Annotated in this window: 15 protein-coding genes; 8 read left to right on the forward strand and 7 right to left on the reverse strand. The window is 69.4% G+C overall.

Translation table 11 applies throughout. The features are described 5' to 3' along the window. Position 1: 1 nt before the first annotated feature. Together ACZ63I_RS01375 and ACZ63I_RS01380 are read right to left on the reverse strand one after the other, a co-directional pair. Positions 2-2,392, reverse strand: coding sequence for a PAS domain-containing protein (locus tag ACZ63I_RS01375; RefSeq protein WP_469334223.1), 2,391 nt, complete (start codon positions 2,390-2,392; stop codon positions 2-4). 58 nt (positions 2,393-2,450) lie between these two features. Next, positions 2,451-3,302, reverse strand: coding sequence for a TetR/AcrR family transcriptional regulator (locus ACZ63I_RS01380; protein ID WP_469334224.1), 852 nt, complete (start codon positions 3,300-3,302; stop codon positions 2,451-2,453). Positions 3,303-3,428: 126 nt separating this feature from the next. Between ACZ63I_RS01380 and ACZ63I_RS01385 the strand changes: the two genes are divergently transcribed. From ACZ63I_RS01385 to ACZ63I_RS01405, 5 genes are all read left to right on the forward strand, one after another. Then, positions 3,429-4,493, forward strand: coding sequence for a medium chain dehydrogenase/reductase family protein (locus ACZ63I_RS01385; protein WP_469334225.1), 1,065 nt, complete (start codon positions 3,429-3,431; stop codon positions 4,491-4,493). A 245-nt stretch (positions 4,494-4,738) separates the two neighbouring features. Then, positions 4,739-6,040 (forward strand): TetR/AcrR family transcriptional regulator, encoded by a 1,302-nt coding sequence (locus ACZ63I_RS01390; RefSeq protein WP_469334227.1) that lies wholly within the window; start codon positions 4,739-4,741, stop codon positions 6,038-6,040. Between the two features lie 113 nt (positions 6,041-6,153). Further along, positions 6,154-6,747: an SRPBCC family protein gene (locus ACZ63I_RS01395; protein ID WP_469334229.1), complete on the forward strand. Its 594-nt coding sequence runs from the start codon at positions 6,154-6,156 to the stop codon at positions 6,745-6,747. Between the two features lie 905 nt (positions 6,748-7,652). After that, positions 7,653-9,341, forward strand: a complete 1,689-nt coding sequence (locus tag ACZ63I_RS01400) for a serine/threonine-protein kinase (RefSeq protein ID WP_469334230.1) — start codon at positions 7,653-7,655, stop codon at positions 9,339-9,341. A 212-nt stretch (positions 9,342-9,553) separates the two neighbouring features. Further along, entirely contained in the window at positions 9,554-10,732 is a 1,179-nt protein-coding gene (locus ACZ63I_RS01405; protein ID WP_469334232.1) for a hypothetical protein, read from the forward strand. Here the strand turns inward: ACZ63I_RS01405 and ACZ63I_RS01410 are convergent. Both ACZ63I_RS01410 and ACZ63I_RS01415 read right to left on the reverse strand, forming a co-directional pair. Continuing rightward, on the reverse strand, positions 10,630-12,699 hold the full coding sequence (locus tag ACZ63I_RS01410; protein WP_469334233.1) for a tetratricopeptide repeat protein: 2,070 nt from the start codon (positions 12,697-12,699) through the stop codon (positions 10,630-10,632). The two genes, ACZ63I_RS01405 and ACZ63I_RS01410, sit on opposite strands and share 103 nt — an antisense overlap. 51 nt (positions 12,700-12,750) lie before the next feature. Beyond that, positions 12,751-13,281: a GNAT family N-acetyltransferase gene (locus ACZ63I_RS01415; RefSeq protein ID WP_469334235.1), complete on the reverse strand. Its 531-nt coding sequence runs from the start codon at positions 13,279-13,281 to the stop codon at positions 12,751-12,753. 87 nt (positions 13,282-13,368) lie between these two features. On the opposite strand from ACZ63I_RS01415, the gene ACZ63I_RS01420 reads away from it, so the two are divergent. From ACZ63I_RS01420 to ACZ63I_RS01430, 3 genes are all read left to right on the forward strand, one after another. Further along, positions 13,369-14,172: a DUF1963 domain-containing protein gene (locus tag ACZ63I_RS01420; protein ID WP_469334237.1), complete on the forward strand. Its 804-nt coding sequence runs from the start codon at positions 13,369-13,371 to the stop codon at positions 14,170-14,172. A gap of 125 nt (positions 14,173-14,297) precedes the next feature. After that, complete coding sequence (locus ACZ63I_RS01425) at positions 14,298-16,766, forward strand: tetratricopeptide repeat protein (protein WP_469334239.1); 2,469 nt, start codon at positions 14,298-14,300, stop codon at positions 16,764-16,766. Between the two features lie 239 nt (positions 16,767-17,005). Then, positions 17,006-17,788, forward strand: coding sequence for a polysaccharide deacetylase family protein (locus ACZ63I_RS01430; protein ID WP_469334241.1), 783 nt, complete (start codon positions 17,006-17,008; stop codon positions 17,786-17,788). A 23-nt stretch (positions 17,789-17,811) separates the two neighbouring features. On the opposite strand, the gene ACZ63I_RS01435 is transcribed toward ACZ63I_RS01430, so the two are convergent. The 3 genes from ACZ63I_RS01435 to ACZ63I_RS01445 all read right to left on the reverse strand — a co-directional run bounded on the left by ACZ63I_RS01435 (position 17,812) and on the right by ACZ63I_RS01445 (position 18,952). Then, the gene (locus ACZ63I_RS01435; protein WP_469334242.1) at positions 17,812-18,201 is read right to left on the reverse strand and encodes a hypothetical protein; all 390 of its coding nucleotides are present in this window, start codon (positions 18,199-18,201) and stop codon (positions 17,812-17,814) included. A gap of 144 nt (positions 18,202-18,345) precedes the next feature. After that, entirely contained in the window at positions 18,346-18,759 is a 414-nt protein-coding gene (locus ACZ63I_RS01440) for a hypothetical protein (protein WP_469334244.1), read from the reverse strand. A gap of 37 nt (positions 18,760-18,796) precedes the next feature. Then, positions 18,797-18,952 (reverse strand): hypothetical protein, encoded by a 156-nt coding sequence (locus ACZ63I_RS01445; RefSeq protein ID WP_469334246.1) that lies wholly within the window; start codon positions 18,950-18,952, stop codon positions 18,797-18,799. Between the last annotated feature and the right edge of the window lie 73 nt (positions 18,953-19,025).

Genomic DNA, 19,025 nt, shown 5'->3' on the forward strand with positions numbered 1-19,025 from the left:
CTCAGTCCTCGTCGTCCAGGGGCTGTTCGGCCCAGATGGTCTTGCCGTTCGACGACCGGCGGGTGCCCCACTTGTGAGTGATCTGCGAGACGATGAACAGCCCGCGACCGCCTTCGTCGGTCACCCTGGCGTGCCGGAGGTCGGGGGTCACGGTGCTGGAGTCGCCCACCTCGATCGTCAGGGACTGGTCGAGGATGAGCCGCAGGGTGATGGGCGGCGTCCCGTACCGTACGGCGTTCGTCACCAGCTCGCTCACCAGCAGGCCCGCCGAGTCGACGCTGTCCTCGGAGAGGGGATGGGGAAGCCCGGTCAGCCAGCGCCGGGTCAGCCGGCGGGCCTCGGAGGCGGCCCGGTCCTCCTGCGGCAGCTCCCACACGGCGGTGTTGTCGGGCGACAGTTGGTGGGTACGGGCCAGCAGCGCCGTGCCCGTATGGCGCGGACTGGCGGCCAGCCGGGTGAACAGGCCGTCCGCCAGGTCCTGCGCCGTGTCGTACACGGCCAGGAGCCGGCTGACGACTTCCGTGCTGAGCGCCTGGTCCAGGTCGTCCCCGGCGAGGATGAGGGTGGTACCGCTCTCCAGGGTCCGGCCGGCCATCGCGAACGGCGCCGTGTCGGGAGCCCCGAGGCGAGGACCGACCGGTGCGTCGATCCGGTCGACATGGCCGTCGGGGCCGATCATCCGGGGCGCGCGCTGTCCGGCACAGGCGACGAGGCAGGCCTGCGCCACCGGGTCGTAGAGGGCGAAGGTGCAGCTCGCGGTCAGTGGGTCGGCGGGGCCCGTCGTCCGCTGGTCCTCGGACAGCCGGGTCACGGTGTCGCTGAGCCGGGCGAGCAGTTCGTCCGGCTGGAGTTCCAGGTCGGCGAGGGCGCGCAGGGCCGTACGGAGATGTCCCATGACGGCGAGGGCATGCGGCCCCGCGCCGTCGACCTCGCCCACGGCCAGCGCGCACCGGGCGCCCGACAGCGGGATGACGTCGAACCACGTGTGGCTCTCCGAACTGGGTGACAGCGCTACGTATGCGGTGTCGAGGCCCAGTTGGGGGCTGGGCCGCTTGGGCAGGAGCTTGCGGTGCACGGTCGAGGCCAGGGCGCGGTCGTGCGCGGCGCGCCGCGCGTTGTCGAGGCAGAGTGCGGTGTGTGTGACGCTGTCGGCCACGGCAGCGAGATCGTCCCTGGTGAAGGGCTCGGAGTCGCCGCAGCGCAGCAGCCGCAGCAGTCCCAGCACCCGGCCGCGTACGGTGAGCGGGGCGACGATCATGGTGTGGGCGCGGTCTTGGGCCGGGGCGTTGGGGTGGGCCGGGGCGTCGGGGTGGGCCGGGGCCTGGGGGCTGCCTGGTCCGACACCGCCGTCGCTGTTGTCGGTCCGGGTAACGGCGTCGCCGTCGGCGCCCACCCGTACGAGTACAGGGCGCTCCTCGCGCAGCGCCCTGTTGACCGCGGCCTCGTCCCCGACGGCGTTCACCTCACCGATGCCCGCGTCCGGGTCGGCAGGACCGCTCGTACGGAAGGCGGCGCGGCGCAGGAGCAACTTCTCGGTGTCGACGGGCCGCAGAGGCGGGTAGTCGCCGCCTGCGACCTGTTCGGTGAGGGTGACGAGGGCGATGTCCGCGAAACCGGGCACCAGCGCGTCGGCGAAGTGCTGGCAGCTCTCCATCACTTGGAGGGAGCGGCCGACGAGTTCGCGGACCCGGGAGACGGTGTCCGCCCGCTCGCGGTCGCGTTCCCTGCGGGTCACTTCCAGCAGTGTCATCGCCAGTCCGATCGGCTGTCCTTGCGGTCCGGACAGGCGGAAGGCGGAGACGGAGTAGTACTGCCGCCTGCGAGGGCGGACCGTGGTGAAACTCGTGACCAGCCGGGAGAACACCGGTGTCCCCGTCTCCAGCACCTCGCGGGCTGCCGCGACCTCCCGCTCGGCGTTCTCCAGGTCGTACGCCTCGTCCAGCCGCCTGCCGAGGAGTTCGTCGGCCGAGTCGCCGTACATGGCGCGGGCCGCCGCACTGACCCGTACGAGCCGCAGGTCCTGGTCGAGGACGATCAGCCCGAGTTGCGACTCGGCGAACAGCGCCCGTACGAGGGCGCCCTCCAGGTCGGGTGGGCGCGGGTCGGGGGCGGAAGGGCCGCTGGAAGGGCCGCCGGGAGGGCCAGGTTCCCCTTCATCGTTGGGTCCCGGGCGTCCGACTTCGTACGGGTAGACGTCCCACCCCCCGGCATCCGGCCGGGGCACCGCGCGCAGCGGTACGCCGGATCTGGCGGCGGCGTCCGCCGCGCCACGGTCGCGTACCTGGTCCGCCGGACTGCCGAAGAGCTGGGCGGCGGCGTCGCTCCAGGACGTGACGCGTCCGGCGTCGTCCACGGTGAACAGCGGCTTCAGCGTCTGGTCCAGCGATTCCATCGATGCCTGCCGATCTCGCGTCTGATGCCCACGCCGGTGGCTTGCCCGTCCCCTCACATCATCGCCGCGAACGGGTCGTCCGTCCTGTTAGGCGGGCGCGGGCGGAGGCGGGCCGGGGGCGGTTCGGTGGGGCGGCCGGGTGAGGCGGCTCGGCCAGTACGCCGGCGGACGTGCGTACGTCGGTGAAGTGCGCGAGCGCGGTGATGAGCCGCTCGGCGATGTCCGGTGGCCAGGGGAAGGCGGGTGCGACCGCCTGCTGGTGGGCGAGACCGTGCAGGCCGACCCAGAGCGCGACCGCGTCGGCGGCGAGGTCGGTGCTGGTCGCGCAGCCGGCGGCGACACAGCTCCCGAGGGCGTCGGCGAGCCGCCGCATGCTGGTCCGGCCGAGGGCTGCCACGTCCTGCTCGGTCACGGAACCCGCGTCCAGATCGGGTGTCCAGAGCCCGCCGAACATGGCGCGGTAGCGCCCGGGGTGCGCTCGGGCGAACTCCAAGTAGCCGTGGCACAAGGCTGTCAGGCGTGCCCGGGGCGCGTCGCGAAGGGCGCCTGTGGTGGTGTCGGGGCCAGTGCCAGCGGGGGTGTGCACGGCAGTGTCCGCGACGGCGACGGCGCCCGCGCCCGCGGCAGCGTCTACGGCGCCCAACTGCCCGTCCAGCTCGGCGAAGGCGGCGCGGACCACGGCCAGCATGATGGCGGGCTGGTCCGGAAAGTGCCGGTAGATCGACGGGGCGGCGATCCCGACCCGGCGGGCGACGGAGCGCAGCGTGACGGCGCCCGCGTCACCGGCCTCGTCGAGCAGGTCGGCCGCCGCGGTCACGATCTCGTCGCGCAGCCGATCGCCTTGCCCGCGGCGATTACGAACGCGGCTCCGCGCCGCTGCTGACGCTGCTTCTGCTGTGTCGGGTCTCATGACTTCACCTTACGTGCAGAAACTTACGGTCGTTGCCTCTTGTGCACGCCCCCCTAACATGCGTAGCCTTACGATCGTAAGTTCAAGCGGGACCGACCGGGCCCCGCCCAGCCGATCGGACCTCACATGAACGCCATGGACACAAAGACGCTCGTCACCCACGCCACCGAGATCGTCCTCCCGGGTGCGGTCGAGCCGGACGGTCTGCGCGTCACCACCCGCGAACTCCCGGAGCCCGCCGCCGGGGAGGTCGTGCTGCGGATGGAGGCGACCGGCGTCGCGTTCGCCGAGCAGCAGATGCGGCGCGGCAAGTACTACGACCAGCCGCCGTTCCCCTTCGTGCCCGGGTACGACGTGGTGGGTACGGTCACCGCGACGGGGCCCGGAGTGGACACCGCCCTCGCCGGACGCCGGTTCGCGGCCGTCACGAAGACCGGCGCGTGGGCCAGCCATCTGGTGATCGACGCCGCAGATCTGATGCCGGTGCTCGACGGTGTGTCCCCGGCTGCCGCCGAGACCGTACTCGTCAACGGGATCACCGCCTGGCAGATGCTGCACAGGACGGCCAAGGTCCGCACCGGCGGGACCGTCGTCGTGCTCGGCGCCAACGGTGGCGTCGGCTCCACCCTCGTCCAACTGGCCCGGCACGCGGGCATCACCGTGATCGGCACGGCCTCGCCCCGCCACCACGCCACCGTGCGCGAGCTGGGCGCGACCCCGGTCGACTACCGCGACCCCGACATGTACGCCAAGATCCGGGAGTTGGCGCCCGACGGTGTGGACGCGGTCTTCGACCACGTCGGCGGCGCCGGCCTGGAAGAGTCGTGGCGGCTGCTGCGCCGTGGCGGAACGCTCGTCTCGTACGGTACGGCGGCGACGAAGGACGACGAGGGCAACTCCCAATTGCCGGTGCTGAAGCTGTTCGCGCGGCTCGCGGCGTGGAACTCCCTGCCCAACGGCAAGAGCGCGCACTTCTACAACTACTGGGCGGGGCAGCGCTGCCGGGCGACGTGGCAGCGGCGCCTGAACGAAGACCTCGCCCAGGTACTGCGGTTGGTGGCCGACGGCGCCCTGGTCCCGCAGATCGCGGCGGAACTGCCCCTGACCGAGGCGGCGTCGGCGCTGACGCTCGCGGAGTCCCGTACGGTGCTGGGCAAGGTCATCCTCGTACCTGACGCGCGCGAGGCGTGAACGCGGAGCCGGACGGGGAAGCGGACGCGGCGGCAGAGGCAGCCCCAGCCCCGGACGCAGCCCCGGCCCCGGCCACGGACCCAGGCGCGGCCCCGGCCACGGACCCAGGCGCAGCCATGGACCCAGCCCCAGCCACGGACCCGGACCCAGCCCCAGCCACGGACCCGGACCCAGGCGCAGCCACGGACCCGGACCCAGGCCCGGGCGCAGGGATTGCCGCCGAACCGCCCCGCCCCCGAGCCAGGTTGCGGAACCGACGGGGCGAGGGCGGCAGGCTACGCGCCGACATCCTCGCCGCCACGGCCGCACTGCTCGACACCGAGGGCGACGAACGCGCCGTCACGCTGCGGGCCGTAGCCCGCAAGGCCGGAATCGCCGCCCCCTCGATCTACCCGCACTTCCACGACAAGCCCGCCCTCATGCTCCAGGTGGTACGGCAGGCCTTCGCCGAACTCTCCCACCGGATCAGCTCCGCCCTCGACCGCGCGGACGGCGATCCGCAGGAGCGGCTGAGCGCCGCGTGCCTGGCCTACCCCGCTTTCGCCCGCGACCACCCCGAGCGGTACCGCATCATGTTCGGCGGGTCGCTGAACCCCCTCGCCGACTGCGGGAGTGAGAAAACGCCCGGCGTCGGCGAGGAGCTGATGCGGATCCTCGCCGGGTGCATCGGCAAGTGCCTCGCCGCAGGGCAGTGCACCAGCACCGACCCGGCCGCCGACGCGGTCGCGCTATGGCTGGGCCTGCACGCACTGGCCCAACAGCGGTCCGTCGCCGCCGCGTTCCCCTGGCCGGCGGACATCGTCCGGCGCGTCGCCGTCCCTGTCCCACCTCGTGTGAACCCTCGCCCCTGCCCAGGAGACACAGCCATGATCGCCACCACTCCCAACACCCCCACCACTCCCAACACCCCCACCACTCCCAACACCCCCACCACTCCCAACACCCCCACCACGCCCGCCGCCACCGGCCGCACCGACCTCGTTCGCACCGGCCCCCACCCGGGCCGGATCGACAACCGCGCCACGTACATCAGCTTCGGGCTCGCCTACATCCTCGGCCATGGTGCGGCAGCGCTCTCCCGAGGCACCGACCCCCTGGTCGGGCTGCCGGAGTGGCTGCCCACAACACTGCTCGGCATCGGCATCGCGATCGGCACGGTGTACGCGACGATCGCCGCGCTCCGAGCCCAACGCGGCGCCGATCAGAGGGAAGTGCTCAGCGGCAGGCTTCTCGGCCTGGCGTGGATCGTGGCCTTCGCCGCGCTGTACCTGGCCATCACGGGCCTCACCGCCACCACCGATGTGCCCGACCTGGCCGACCTGCTCTGGCCCGCCGGGTCCGGCCTGATCGTCGGCCTGATCTACATCGCGGAAGGCTCCGCGCGCCGCAACGTGCTCCACTACGGCCTCGGCACCTGGCTCGCCCTGACCTCGTCCGCCGCCCTGCTCCTCGGCACACCCGGCCTCTACTTGGTCCTCTCCGTGGCGGGTGGCGGCGCCTATGCGGTCGCCACGTTCCTGGAACACCGCCGCCTGGCTGCGGCCTGACCGGCATCTCCGACGTCCTTACCCCGCAAGGCAGTTATGCCGGCACATGTTATGTTTACGCTCGTAGCCTTTCACGTGTAACCCAAATCCAGACGCGACGAAAGAAGCGAACAATGTTGATCACCACACGACGCAGGCTCCTCATGGGCATCAGCGCGGCGGCCCTCGGCGCGACCGCGACGCTGGCCATCCAGCCGGCCGCGGTGGCGGACGAGGCGCGGTCGAGCGCCCGTACCTTCCAGGAATGCCGGGGAATGACCGTCGACAAGCACGCCCCCGTGATCAGCAAGGCGAGCGTCTTCATCAAGGCGTCGCCGAAGACGGTCTGGCGTCTGCACACGAACATCGACAACTGGTCGGCGTGGATCCCGGAGATCACCCCGGCCCAGAAGAAGACCCCAGGTCCGCTGCGACCGGGTTCGGTCTTCGCATGGTCCCCGCAGGGCATGCACGTGACGTCAACGGTCAAGAAGATCAAGACAGAACGCTGCACCGCGTGGACCGCGCCGGTGAACGGCATAGACGGCGTGCACCTGTTCACCTTCAAGCCGGTCAGGGGCGGTGTGATCGCCACGACGGAGGAATCCTGGTCGGGCGCCCCGGTGGAAGCCGACATCCCGGGCAACCAGGCAAGCCTCGACACGGGCCTGAGGGACTGGGTGAACCGCCTGAAAGAAACAGCCGAAACCCACCACCCCTGCCGCTGACCCGCCACGGTGGTCGCCAACGAGAAGCCCCGGTCCACGATGGCCGGGGCATCTTCGTCTGACGAGACGGCTTGCCCAGCGCGAGGGTCAAGGGCTCTGCGCTGCCGCTAGTTGGCGACGGACTCGGCTTTGACCGTGAGCCCTTCCTCGGTGTGGCCTGCCTGGCATCCGATGGCGAATTTCGCGCTATTTGCCGGGATCACAGGAGTAGGCTCAAACAGCCCACACAACGAAAGAAACCCCCAGCTCAACGAGCCTGCTCCCCGCACGCGCAGGGATGGACCCGTGTTCAGCGGCGCGGGCGACCCGGCCGGTCTCTGCTCCCCGCACGCGCAGGGATGGACCCGGACAGGTTCTTCAGGTCGGTCAGACTCCAGGCTGCTCCCCGCACGCGCAGGGATGGACCCTTTCGAACGGCAGGCGACCATTCGGTGTAGGTCTGCTCCCCGCACGCTCAGGGATGGACCATTCCGCTGGGGTCTGAGCGTGGACACGGCGGACTGCTCCCCGCACGCGCAGGGATGAACCCACCATCAACGTGGTGAAGGCGAACAGGAGTGGCTGCTCCCGGCACGTGCTGGGATGAACCCGCGTCGATCCTGAGCGCGCCGTAGCCCCAGGCCTGCTCCCTGCACGCGCAGGGATGAACCCGCCGACCGGGAAGAGTGGAATTTCTGGTCGCACTGCTCCCCGCGCACGTAGGGATGAACCCCACATCGGCGACCCCACCGCATCGAACGCGATCTGCTCCCTGCGCCCGCAGGGATGAACCCCTGCTCCCGATGGAGTGCTCGGACACCCGGGCCCGGCCGCTCTCGCGGCCCCCGCCCCGGCCCCCTGACCTCGCGATCCTGCCCGTTAGGCTGCTGCCGTTGGCCCATGCGTCAGAACGGGGGAGCAGGCCGATGAATCACGCGACGAATGTTTTCCAGCCGCTCCAGGCGGGTGACCCGCTGGTGGTGGCCGGTTACCGGATCGCCGCCCGGTTGGGCGCCGGGGGCATGGGCCGGGTGTACCTCTCGCACACGCAGGGCGGCCGGCCCGTGGCGATCAAGGTCGTACGGCCGGAGCTGGCGGACGACCCGGGCTTCCGGCGGCGGTTCGGCCGGGAGATCAGGGCGGCGCAGCGGGTCCGTGGGGCGTACACCGCCGAGCTGATCGACGCCGACGCCGACGGCGTACCGCCCTGGCTGGCCACGTTGTACGTCCCCGGGCCTTCCCTGACCGACGCGGTGGCCCGGAGTGGTCCGCTGCCGGTGCCCACCGTGCTGTGGCTGATGGCGGGCGTGGCCGAGGCGTTGCAGGCCATCCACGCCGAGGGCATCGTGCACCGGGACCTGAAGCCGTCGAACGTGCTGCTGGCGGCCGACGGGCCGCGCGTGATCGACTTCGGCATCGCGCTCGCCGCCGACGGAACCGCGTACACCGCGACCGGAAACGCCATCGGCACTCCCGCGTACATGGCCCCGGAGCAGGCGTCCGGGGACGAGATCACGGCGGCGACCGACATCTTCGCCCTCGCCCAGACGGCGGCGTTCGCCGCGCTGGGGAGGCCGCTCTACGGTGACGGTTCGGGCGTCCAGGTGATGTACCGGATCGTCCACTCCGAACCCGAACTGGCCCTGCTGCCTGAGCCGTTGCGCCCGCTGTTCGCCCGCTGTCTGGCCGCGGATCCGGCGGAGCGGGCCACCCCGGCGGAGGTCGTGGAGTGGTGCCGTCAGCGGTTGGCGGGGGCCGACGCGGGTGGTGGGCCGGCCGTGTGGCGGGAGATCACCGGGCCGGAGATCGCGGTGCCGCCACCGGTGGCCGCCCCCACCCCCGTGCACCCGCAGCCGTTCACCGGATCCCCGTACCCCCCGGCGGGATGGGCGCCGCCGACGCTGGAGGAGCCGAAGGCTCGCAGACGACGCACCGCGCTCACGGCCCTCGGCGTGACGGGCGGCGCGCTGCTGGTGGTGGCTTTGGCCTGGGGGGTCATGGACGTGACCGGCCGGGACGACGATCGCCGGAACGCCGCCGACTCGTCGGCGTCCGCCGGGGGATCGGCCGCAGGGGCGTCGGGGTCCTCGCCGGATTCCGCGCGCGGGACGTCGTCGGACTCGTCAGGTTCGTCGGATTCGGCAGACTCCTCGGATTCCTCGGAGTCCTCAGGCTCGGAGGCCGTGGGCGCCGGTGACGATACGGCCGGGAGTGCGCCGTCCTCGCCGTCGGAGCCGCGACCCGAGGGGTACGGCGAGGTGATGCTGGACCCGAAGAAGGCGTTGAGCCTGAAGGATCCGCTCAACAAAGTGAAGGCCGACAAGGGAGACATCCATTTCGGCTGCAAGTCGGTCGGCTGCGAACTGGAGAGCGAGGCAAGCGTGTTCGTCCAGATCTTCGGCAAGCCGGGCACCACTCTCGACGAGTGCCGTCTCATCGTCAACCACTCGAAGCAGCACCGCCTCCCACTCGCCGCCGCGGCGCGCGGCACCGAGATCTGCATCAAGAACCCGGCCGGGGACATCGCGCTGTTCGTGGTCGGGACGAAGTCGACCGCCATCCCGGACCTCGCTCTCCTCGACGGCGACCTGACGATCTGGCGAGGCGCGGCCTGAGCACGCCCGCTCCGTCATCGGCGCGGCCACGTCGCACGGCGCAGGCCACATGTGTGGCCGCCTGCGCGCGGTACGCTGGCCACGAAGGTACGGCATCACTTCTGAAGTGATCACAAGGAAAGCATGTCTGTGCTTGAAGAGGTCAAGGATTGGGCGCGGAGACCTCACGCCGGGGTCATTCAGTGACCCCTACCAGGTCCGTCCTTGTCGTTGTGCACACCATGGTCTACGGCCAGCGCCTGCGCGAGTTGTATGTGCCCGTCACGTCCGACCCCAGGATCAGGCTCACGTTCACCGTGGCCCCCCACGAGTTCAGCGAGGGGGCACAACAATTCGTGCGCGGCGATGATCGGCACGCGATCCCCTGGGAGCAGGCGATACGCACTCGTTTTGATCTTGCGTTGGCCGCAGGTTCACGAGGCATCGAACAGCTCTCTGCTCCAGTGGTTTTGGTGCCACACGGCGCCTCTCACATCAAGTTGGCACGGACACCTGACGTGCGGCCCGAACCGGGCGAGCGTACGGTCCATGGGCTTGACCGCGATTCCCTGATGCGCGACGGGCGTGTGGTACCGAGGATCATCGTCCTGGCCCACGAAGAGGAACGTGCCGTATTGGGGCGATGCTGCCCGGAAGCGGTGGCGGCCGCAGAGGTCGTCGGCGATCCGTTTCTCGATCGGATCATGCTCAGCCTGCCGCGTAGGTCGGAGTATCGGCGAGCTCTCGGGCTCGGTGCCAGCGAAAAGTTGATCGTTGCCAGTTTCACCTGGCGGCCCGAACTGTCGTCAAGCCTTCTGAAGCCGCTACTCACCCGACTCAAAGATGAGTTGAGGCCGCCTGGCTACCGCACAGTGCTCCTGATCCATCCAAATACCCGAGAGGGAGCGGACGGGCGGATTCTGCAGGAGCTGCTTGACGAGTACCGGCCTCATGGCCTTGAACCCATAGGCCCGGAAATCGACTGGCGACCATTTCTCGTCGCTGCGGACTGGGTCATCGGTGACCATGGATCCGTATCTCTGTACGCGACCGTCGGCCGGGCCCCGATCGTGCTGAGCCACTTTCCGTCTGCCGGTGTCAGCTCGGTCTCCCCTGCGGCCGAACTCGCCCGCGTGGCGCCCAGGTTGTCGACGTCTCGTCCGCTACCGGAGCAGTTGGCCGCCGTCAGTGCCAGTTACCGGAGGCAGACCTATGCGGCGATCGCCGCACGGATCGCGTCCGAGCCTGGCCGCTTCCATGACAACTTTTCTCGGCTGTTTTACCGACTTCTCGCGCTGGACCCACCCGATCAGCAGCTCGCGCTGGAGCCGCTGTCACCGCCGCCAGGTTTGTCCAACCCACAGATCCGGTCTTCCAGCCGCTTTGTGTCACGGGGACTTATCCCTTTGTAAAGACCGAGAGACTGCTCGTACCAACCTCGTGCGACAGCGATGCCGCCACGACGCTGCTCTACCTGACCGAGCATCTCCGATGTGAAGGCCACCCATGGAATAGAGCCCAACGTTACGAAGGTGTGCTGGGCCTGTAGCAGGTGTCGCCGCGCCGCCTCGATGTCGCCTGAATCAGCCCAGGTCATACCGAGGAACGCAATTGCCCGAGCCGCATCGTGGGAGTCTCCCTCGGCCTGTAGGTCTGCGTGGGCCTGGTCGAGAAGATCGTGGGCCTCGCCGAATTGGCCGGACCGGCGGGCAATATCACCCAGGATGATGCGGGTCAGGGCCTTGCCGCGCCGGTCACCGAGGTCATCACGTAGTGCGAGGGCCCCGATCAGGGATTCTTTGGCCGAATCCAGTCGGTTGGCCAGCCAGTCTGACTGGCCTATGCCGTGCAATGCTTGGGCTTCGTCCCATTTGTAGTGGTGGCGTCTGGCGAGGGCCAGCGCGTCAGCGAACCACTCCGCCGCCTCATCGAGCCGACCTGCATTCTGCAGCCCTATTCCACCCGATGTGCGCATTCGGATGATTCCGTCGTAATCGCCGGCCGCAACGGCACTGTGCAGGCCAATTTCGTGTGCCTCGATCCATGAATTATAAGGTCGTAATCGCACGAAAATCGGCCACATGGCATCCGCCATCTGCCAAGCCGTCCGATGCCTGTCACCATCGGCGGCGACGGCACGTAGCGTCTCCATCAGCCAACCGGACCGCTTCTTCAGCCAGTCGAAAGCCCCGTCGGCGTCGGTGAAGGGCAGTGGTCCCGGCTGGAGGGCCGCATAGTCCCTTCGGAGGATCCGGCGGCCACGGCAAAGAGATGCCTCTGCTCCTGAGAGAGTTGCCAGGCACCAATCGAAAAAACGCCACCGGGCGATCCGTCTCTCGGTCGGTGTTTCCTGATACTCAGCCTGCCGTCTGGCATGTTGGAACACCAAGTCATGGAAACGATAACGACCTTGACCTGAGTCCTCGACAAGATACATCTCGACCAGAGCGTCGAGCGTTTCGGCTGCCTTATCGAGTGACTCGCCACAAAGAGCCGCCATGACAGGCTCGTCAAAGTCTGCAATGGGTAGGAGAGCAAGCAACCGGTAGGAGCGAGCGACGTCCTCGGGAAGGCTACGGTACGCTCCGTCGAGGAGAGCCCGTAGCGCGTCATTGCGCTCGATGACTCCCTCACTGCGCAGTCCGCCATTACTGTGCGACGCCTCAGTCAAGGCCTCGGCCAACGCTGCTATCGATTGCTTGGACGTGAAGGTCGTCACCAACGCCGACGCCAAGCAGATCTTCAAGGGCACCCCTGCGCAGGACGACATCACCTGACGCACGGCCCGCTGCTCGCGCGCGACCCTTCGCCGCCCTTTTCGGCCGAGTCCACGCTGGAACGTTTCCAGAGCCGTCTCCGCGTCAAGCGGGCCCAACTCGTGCGAAATTATGCAGTCTTTTGTCGGGTCCGCTATCTTGTGACGACTTGTGATGATTACTTTCAGACCTCCCCCAGGGCCGGGCAGTAATGGCCGTACCTGGGCGATGTCAAGCGCGTTGTCGAGCAGCACTGCACCCCGTAGCCCCTCGGTCAACGAATGCCAGAGCTGACGCTGCTCCCATGGTTCCGACGGCACCGCGGCTCCGAACTCCTGAATGAGCTGCTCCCGGACTTCTTGGGGACGCTTCGATCCGCTCCGGGAGTTGCCGCGTAGATCCACGTAGAACTGACCGTCCGGGAACTCGTCCGCGTGCATTCTCAGCCATCTGGAGGCAAAAGTCGTTTTGCCGATCCCTGGCGGGCCGCTGAGACAGATGGACTTCCCTGCGGCGCCGTGGAACAACATGTCTAGGCGTGCCAATGGCTCCTCGCGGCCGGTGTAGACCTCGGGCGAGGGCGGCAACTGCTGCGGCGCGCGTGACAAGGAAGTGGCGGACACGTAGAGGGAGACGCGGACATCGGCCTGGAAGTTCCTGGAGGGACACGCTGTTCAGGCCGTCTTGTGGTCCTCAGCCGGGCGCAGGTCGTGGAGGTAGATGTGGAACGGGTCGCGGGTGAAGCCCTCGGCCTCGTAGAGGTGTTGCGCCGCGTGGTTGTCGTACGCGGTGTCGAGTTGCACCCCGCTCATCCCGGCTTCGCGGGCGCGCTGGATCACGTCACGCAGCAGCGCCCTGCCGATGCCGCGGCGGCGGGCGGCCGGGGGTACGTACAGGTCGTTGAGGAGCCAGGACGGTCCCAGGTCGAGTGAGGAGAGCATCGGGTACACCTGAGCGAACCCGAGCGCTCCGGTGTCGGGTTCGGATCCGGTGCCGGACTCGACGGCCAGCAGGATCAGGGAGTCGCGGTTCCCGAGCCGCTCCGCGATGAAGGCGCGCGGGCGGTCGGGGTCCTGCGGCCGCACCTCGTAGAAGTCGAGGTACTGACGGAACAGTTCGGCTGCGGCGTCGAGGTCCGCTTCCTCCGCTACGCGGATCGCGACTCCGGGAGCGACTTCCTCGCCCCGCCCTGACTGACCGTTCACACTCAACCTCCACGTCGAAGCACCACATGATACGGAGGAAGCGGCGTTGTCAGTGCCCGGCGGTACGTTTCTCGCGTGAATCCAGAGATGTTGGACAAGCTCAGCCCATTCCGCGAAGAGGCGATCGCCCGGGGAATTCCCTCCGACGACGTGGAACGATGGTTAGGCATCGCGCGGCCGTGCGCCACGCTGTCTGCGGCCGGAGACGAACCGGTCGTCGCGCGGTTCGGGGGCCCTCTGATGCTGCCCGTCGACGCCCCGGATCCGCGGTTTCCGTTCGTTGCCTCTCTCGACTGTGCCGCCCTGCCCGAGGGCGTGACGGATCTCCCGCTGCCCACCGACGGGCAGTTGCTGCTGTTCGCCTTTCCCGACAACGAGGACAACGCCTCCATGGGAGAGGTGCTCTACATACCTGCCGGCGCGGCCGTCGAGGAGCGGGCGAAGGATTCGCACTTCTTCGCCACGATTCCCGACTATCAGGCGGTCTGCGAGGCTTTTCCGGAGGGTCCGCTGAGTGTGACGGCCGATGTCTCCCTGCCGTACCACTGCTGGACGGAGATCCCCGCCGATCCCTGGTACACACCGCTCCCCGGGCACCCGCGCTCCGAGCAACTGCTCGCGGTGTGGCTGGACAAGGGGGAGGAGATCGCCGCACCCGGGTTGCTGCAGGTCGGCGGATACGCCTGGGACGAGTACAACGAGTTCGACCCGGTCGCGGCGGCGGCCGCGCTCGCAGCGGAGCAGGCCGTCGGGGACTGGGTGTTGCTCGCCCAGTGGGATCCGAGCATCCGCGGCCGGGAGGGCACCCGCGTCCACTGGGCGATCCGCCGGGACGATCTGGCCGCGCGGCGCTTCGACCGGGTGCAGGTGGGTGTGTTCTGGAATCCCTGACAGCCGGGGTCAGATGAGGTCGGCGCGGGTGTATCTCCGCCGGACCCGCGCCGCCACCGGACCCGCCGCTCGACTCGCCCCTCGCCACCTGTCCCACCCGCCGCCCTCCTGCCAGACTGAAGCGCATGGCTGGGAGTGCGCGTCCGTCGATGCAGGAGCTCATCAACATCCGCCGGCACGCGGGATTCGTGGGACGGCGTACTGAACTCGCCCTGTTCCGGTCGAACTTCGACACGCGGCCGGACGACCTGGAGCACCGCTTCGTCTTCCACGTCCATGGCAACGCCGGTGTGGGCAAGACGACTTTGCTCCGCGAGTTCGTCCGGACCGCGCGCGAGCGCCAGGCGCTCGTCGTCACGGTCGACGAGTCCGTCAACAGCGTGCCGGAGGTGCTGGAAGCGCTGGCCGACCAGTTCGCGCGGCTGGGGTATCCGCTCAAGGCTCTCGACCGCGTACTCGCGACCTACCGCCGTCGGCGGGACGAGGCGTCAGCCTCGTCTCTCACGCAGCCCGAGCAGGGGCCGACGGCAGGGTCGCTCGCCGCAGCGCAGGCCGGGCTGGTCGGCCTCGGTATGGTTCCCGCCGTCGGCGCGCTCGCCGGGGCCGTCGACCCGGCGCAGCTCGCCCGCGGCGCCGACCACGTACGGGCCGCGATCAGCGCCCGTACGAACAGGCCGGAGGACGCGCGGCTGCTCACCGACCCGCTCCACGTCCTCACGCCGACCCTGGTCGCCGAGCTGGACCGCGTCGCGTCCCAAGTCCCTTGGCTCGCGCTCTTCTTCGACACGTACGAACGCACCGGACCGTTCCTCGACACGTGGCTGCGCGATCTCGTCATCGGCGGACCGTACGGCTCGCTGCCCGCGAACGCCCTGGTCACCCTGTCCGGTCAGGGCGCGCTCGCCCCCAACTGCTGGGCGGATTGCGCCGATCTGGTCACCGAGATCCCGCTCACGCCCTTCACCGAGTCCGAGGCGCGGCAGTTTCTCACCGCGAAGGGGGTGGTGGACGACACGGTGGTACGGGATGTGCTCAGGCTGTCCCGGCGGCTGCCCGTCCTCCTCTCGACCCTCGCCGAGAACGCCGCCCGGCAGGGCGGTGTGGACGACCCCAGCGCCACCGCCGTCGAGCGCTTCCTGAAGTGGGAGCGCGAACCGGCCCGGCGCGCGGCGGCTCTTGCCGGGGCTTTGCCACGGCGGTTGAACGAGGACATCTTCACGTCCGCCGTCAGCGACGCGGGCAGCCCCGGCCCTGGCAGCCCCGGCCCAGACAGCCCCGACCCGGGCAGCCCCGACGCGGGCAGCCCCGACGCGGGCAGCCCCGACCCGACCGCTCTCTACGGATGGCTGCGCACCATGCCCTTCGTGAGCGAGAGCGGAGGCTTCGCCCACTACCACGACGTGGTGCGCGACCCGATGCTCCGGCTCCAGCGTTCCGTGTCGCCCGACCGGTGGCGCGCGGCCCACGGCCGGCTGGCGGAATCGTTCGGACAGCGGCGGGAGTCGGCCGAGGCCGGGCTGCGACCCGGGGAGCAAGTGGAGAGCGAAGCCTGGTGGGTTGAGCGCCTGGAAGAGACCTACCACCTGTTGTGTGCGCAGCCGCGATCGGCCTTCGCGCAAGCACTGGGAGACGGCCCAGCGGCATGCGGCGAAGGAGCGGAATCGGCACGGCGGTGGGCCCGCGTGTTCGCCGAGGCAGGCGAGGCGGTGGCGGACGACGCGTTGCGCGACTGGGGAACCGACTGCCTGGCCGCGTTGGGGGACGAACAGCGCGGTGTCGAGAAACTGCTCACAATTCTCCTGTCCCGGGCGGAACTTGACGACGGGTCCCGCGCCCGCGCCTTCATGCTGCGTGGCGAGGGACGCACCGACGAGGGAAGGTACGCGGACGCCGTCGAGGACTTCGACCGGTCGATCGCCCTGGCCCCGCACCGGGCTCGTCCGTACACCGGCCGAGCGCTCGTCCACCGTGCGCTCGGCCAGTACGAGAAGGCACTGGAGGACCACGACCGGGCCGTCGAACGGCGCGTGACCGGAGTACGCGCCTTCTGGAACCGGGGCGAGACGAACCGGCTGGCGGGGCACCCCGAGGCGGCGATCGCTGACTTCGACCAGGTGCTCGGCATCGATCCCGGTCATGTCCCGGCACTGGCCAGCCGCGCGCAGACGGCACACACCCAGGGACGGTCCGCCGCTGCGCTGGCCGACCTCGACCTCGCCCTCGACATCAAGCCCGACCACATCTGGTCCCTGGTACGCCGCGCCCAGGTCCGGCGCTCCCTGGCGGACACCACCGGCGCACGGGCCGACCTGGACAAGGCGGGGGCGCTGTCACCACGTAATCCCTGGATCGTGGGGGAGCGCGGCGAACTCCTGCGCCAGGAGGGCCGGTACGAGGAGGCGATCGCCGCGTACGACCGGGCGCTCGCCCTCGATCCGGGTTACGCCTGGGCCCTGGGCAGCCGGGCGATGGCGAACGAGGCGCTGGGCAGACGGGCGGAGGCCCTGGCCGATCTCGACCGGGCGCTGACCATGAACCCGTCGTACCGGTGGGCCGCCAACCAGCGCGAACGGATCCTCGCCACCACGCCGTGACGGATCGGTGTGCCCCGCCCGCCGTGCCTGTCGTGCCCGCCGCGCCTGTCGTGCCTGCGTGCCGTGCCTGTCGTGCCCGCCCGCCGTGCCTGTGTGTCGTGGAACCGCTGGGTTTGTCGCCGCCCCCCTGCGGGTTCGTCCGTGATCGGTAACAGAGGGGACCGGTGCGGGTGTTCGTGTGTCTTCATGGGTGCACGGCGGCAAGGGCATCGGCGGACACAGCAAAGGGGCGGCCCGACATGGCGAGTCACAAGAGAATGGGATGGCACAGCCGGGTCCTCGCGGCAGCGCTCGGTGTGACAGCCCTGGCCGTCGGTACGTCGATGTGGACCGCGCAGGCCGACTCCGTCGGCGGCCGGCAGCCGGCGGCCCACGCCTCGGCGCCGGCCGCCGGGCACCAGGACCAGACGGTGGCCAAGGTGTCGGAGGAGATCGCGCACGCCTCGGACCGCGGCGCCCGCGGCGTCAACATCACCATCGACGACGGCCCTGACCCGACCTGGACGCCGCAGGTCCTCCAACTGCTCAAGGACAGCGGCGTGAAGGCCACGTTCTGCATGGTGGGCACGCAGGCCCAGGCGTACCCGGACCTGGTCAAGGCGGTCGTGGCCGGCGGGCACCGGCTGTGCGACCACACGGTCTCGCACGACACCACGATGGACAAAAAGTCCGAGGCGTACCAGTCCCAGCAGATCCTCGACGCCGAACGGATGATCACCAAGGCCTCCGGAGGCGTCCGCCCGCAGTACTACCGCGCTCCGGGCGGCGCCTTCACCCCGTACAGCCGCCACCTCGCGGCGTCCCGCGGGATGCGCCCGCTGGGCTGGAACGTCGACACCAAGGACTTCGAGCACCCCGGCGTGGAAGCCATCGTCGCCACCGTCAAGAACGAGATCGCCGACGGCCCGACCATCCTCTTCCACGACGCGGGAGGCGACCGCGCCCAGACCCTGGCGGCCCTGCGCGAGGTGCTGCCGTGGCTGAAGGAGCAGGGCTACTCCTTCGGCTTCCCCGTACGGTGAGTCTCACCGGGCCTCAGGCGCCGTCAGGAGAGGACATCCGCATTCCGTAGCGAAGGGTCGGCGGCGCGCAGGCGTTCGACCACGGCGTTCGCCTTCTCCTGGCTGGCGGCTCGGGAGACCGTGTGCTTCAGGCCGCCGACGGCCCGTCCCAGGGCGGACGAACCCAGGGCGACCAGTTCGACGACTCGGGTGTCCTGCTCGTCGAGGATGTAGATCTGGACGACCCAGCCCCCCGTCAGCGTTTTCAGCGAGGCGAAAGCCTTGAAGTCGACGGGCTGGTCGAAGGGGTTGGAACTGTCCTCCACCGAACCGAACTCCACCTTGCGGGAAATCGGTTGGAGGGTCGAGCTGAAGATCCCCTTCACCTGCTCGACGGAGAGCGCGGTACGGATCGTGGTGGAAGAGATGGCCATCTTTTTCTCCTTTGCGGATGGCCGGTCGGTTCGCCGGCCTGCGGAACGAAACGAAGTGAGGCGGTGGCGGGCCCCACGGCCTGTGTGGGGCCCACGGCCCGTGCGAGCCCCACGGCCTGTGTGGGGCCCGCCCGATGCGGGCCGTCAGCCGGTGTGCCAGGCGCCGATCGTGACCGATGCGGCCTTGAGAGCCATCAGCACACCGGCGTTGAGGCCGATGGTGTTGCCCATCCACCGTTCGACCTGCCGGTTCGGCCGGTCGAAGTAGGCGTGCCCCGCACAGCCGTCGGCCGTGGCGCTGAGGTCGACCCGGAACTCGAAATACGTCTCCACGGTGTTGCCCGCTGTGACCGTGATGCCGTCAGGTCCGAGCCGGCTGATGAAGATCGCCTCCATCGGTGCCGGCGCGGACACCGCGAACTCAGGGGTGGACAACTGGCCGGCCAGCCCCTTGTAGACGACCTGGAGTGTGTCCTGAACGGAGTGCGGCGAGACGAACCGTCCCACCTCACCGGAATCGCGGCCCGATGACGACCCTTTGTTGCTGAAGAGGCCCATGAGGGCTCTCCTTCCTCGGCTCACGTTCCCGGTGGGGTCACTTGCCGTTGACGACGCGGCGTGCCCGGTTTCCGCGTGAACCGCTCTCCTTGTAGAGCACGTTCAGGAGTTCCATCTCACGCTTGTCCAGGGAGCCGAGCCCCATACCCTCGGCCTTGTTGAGCACTCGTTCGTATTCCGATGCATTGGCCATCTTTCCTCCTGTGTGGTGTGACCGGCTTCTCTTGTCTATTCTTCCGCCGGAAAAACGAGGCGAGTACCCGTGA

The sequence above is a fragment of the Streptomyces sp. NPDC087906 genome (genome assembly GCF_055584925.1).

Coding starts and splice junctions, on each gene's coding strand:
- ACZ63I_RS01375 (WP_469334223.1), bottom strand. CDS start 2,392: ATGGAATCGCTGGACCAGACGCTGAAGCCGCTGTTCACCGTGGACGAC.
- ACZ63I_RS01380 (WP_469334224.1), bottom strand. CDS start 3,302: ATGAGACCCGACACAGCAGAAGCAGCGTCAGCAGCGGCGCGGAGCCGC.
- ACZ63I_RS01385 (WP_469334225.1), top strand. CDS start 3,429: ATGAACGCCATGGACACAAAGACGCTCGTCACCCACGCCACCGAGATC.
- ACZ63I_RS01395 (WP_469334229.1), top strand. CDS start 6,154: ATGTTGATCACCACACGACGCAGGCTCCTCATGGGCATCAGCGCGGCG.
- ACZ63I_RS01400 (WP_469334230.1), top strand. CDS start 7,653: ATGAATCACGCGACGAATGTTTTCCAGCCGCTCCAGGCGGGTGACCCG.
- ACZ63I_RS01420 (WP_469334237.1), top strand. CDS start 13,369: ATGTTGGACAAGCTCAGCCCATTCCGCGAAGAGGCGATCGCCCGGGGA.
- ACZ63I_RS01425 (WP_469334239.1), top strand. CDS start 14,298: ATGGCTGGGAGTGCGCGTCCGTCGATGCAGGAGCTCATCAACATCCGC.
- ACZ63I_RS01430 (WP_469334241.1), top strand. CDS start 17,006: ATGGCGAGTCACAAGAGAATGGGATGGCACAGCCGGGTCCTCGCGGCA.
- ACZ63I_RS01435 (WP_469334242.1), bottom strand. CDS start 18,201: ATGGCCATCTCTTCCACCACGATCCGTACCGCGCTCTCCGTCGAGCAG.
- ACZ63I_RS01440 (WP_469334244.1), bottom strand. CDS start 18,759: ATGGGCCTCTTCAGCAACAAAGGGTCGTCATCGGGCCGCGATTCCGGT.
- ACZ63I_RS01445 (WP_469334246.1), bottom strand. CDS start 18,952: ATGGCCAATGCATCGGAATACGAACGAGTGCTCAACAAGGCCGAGGGT.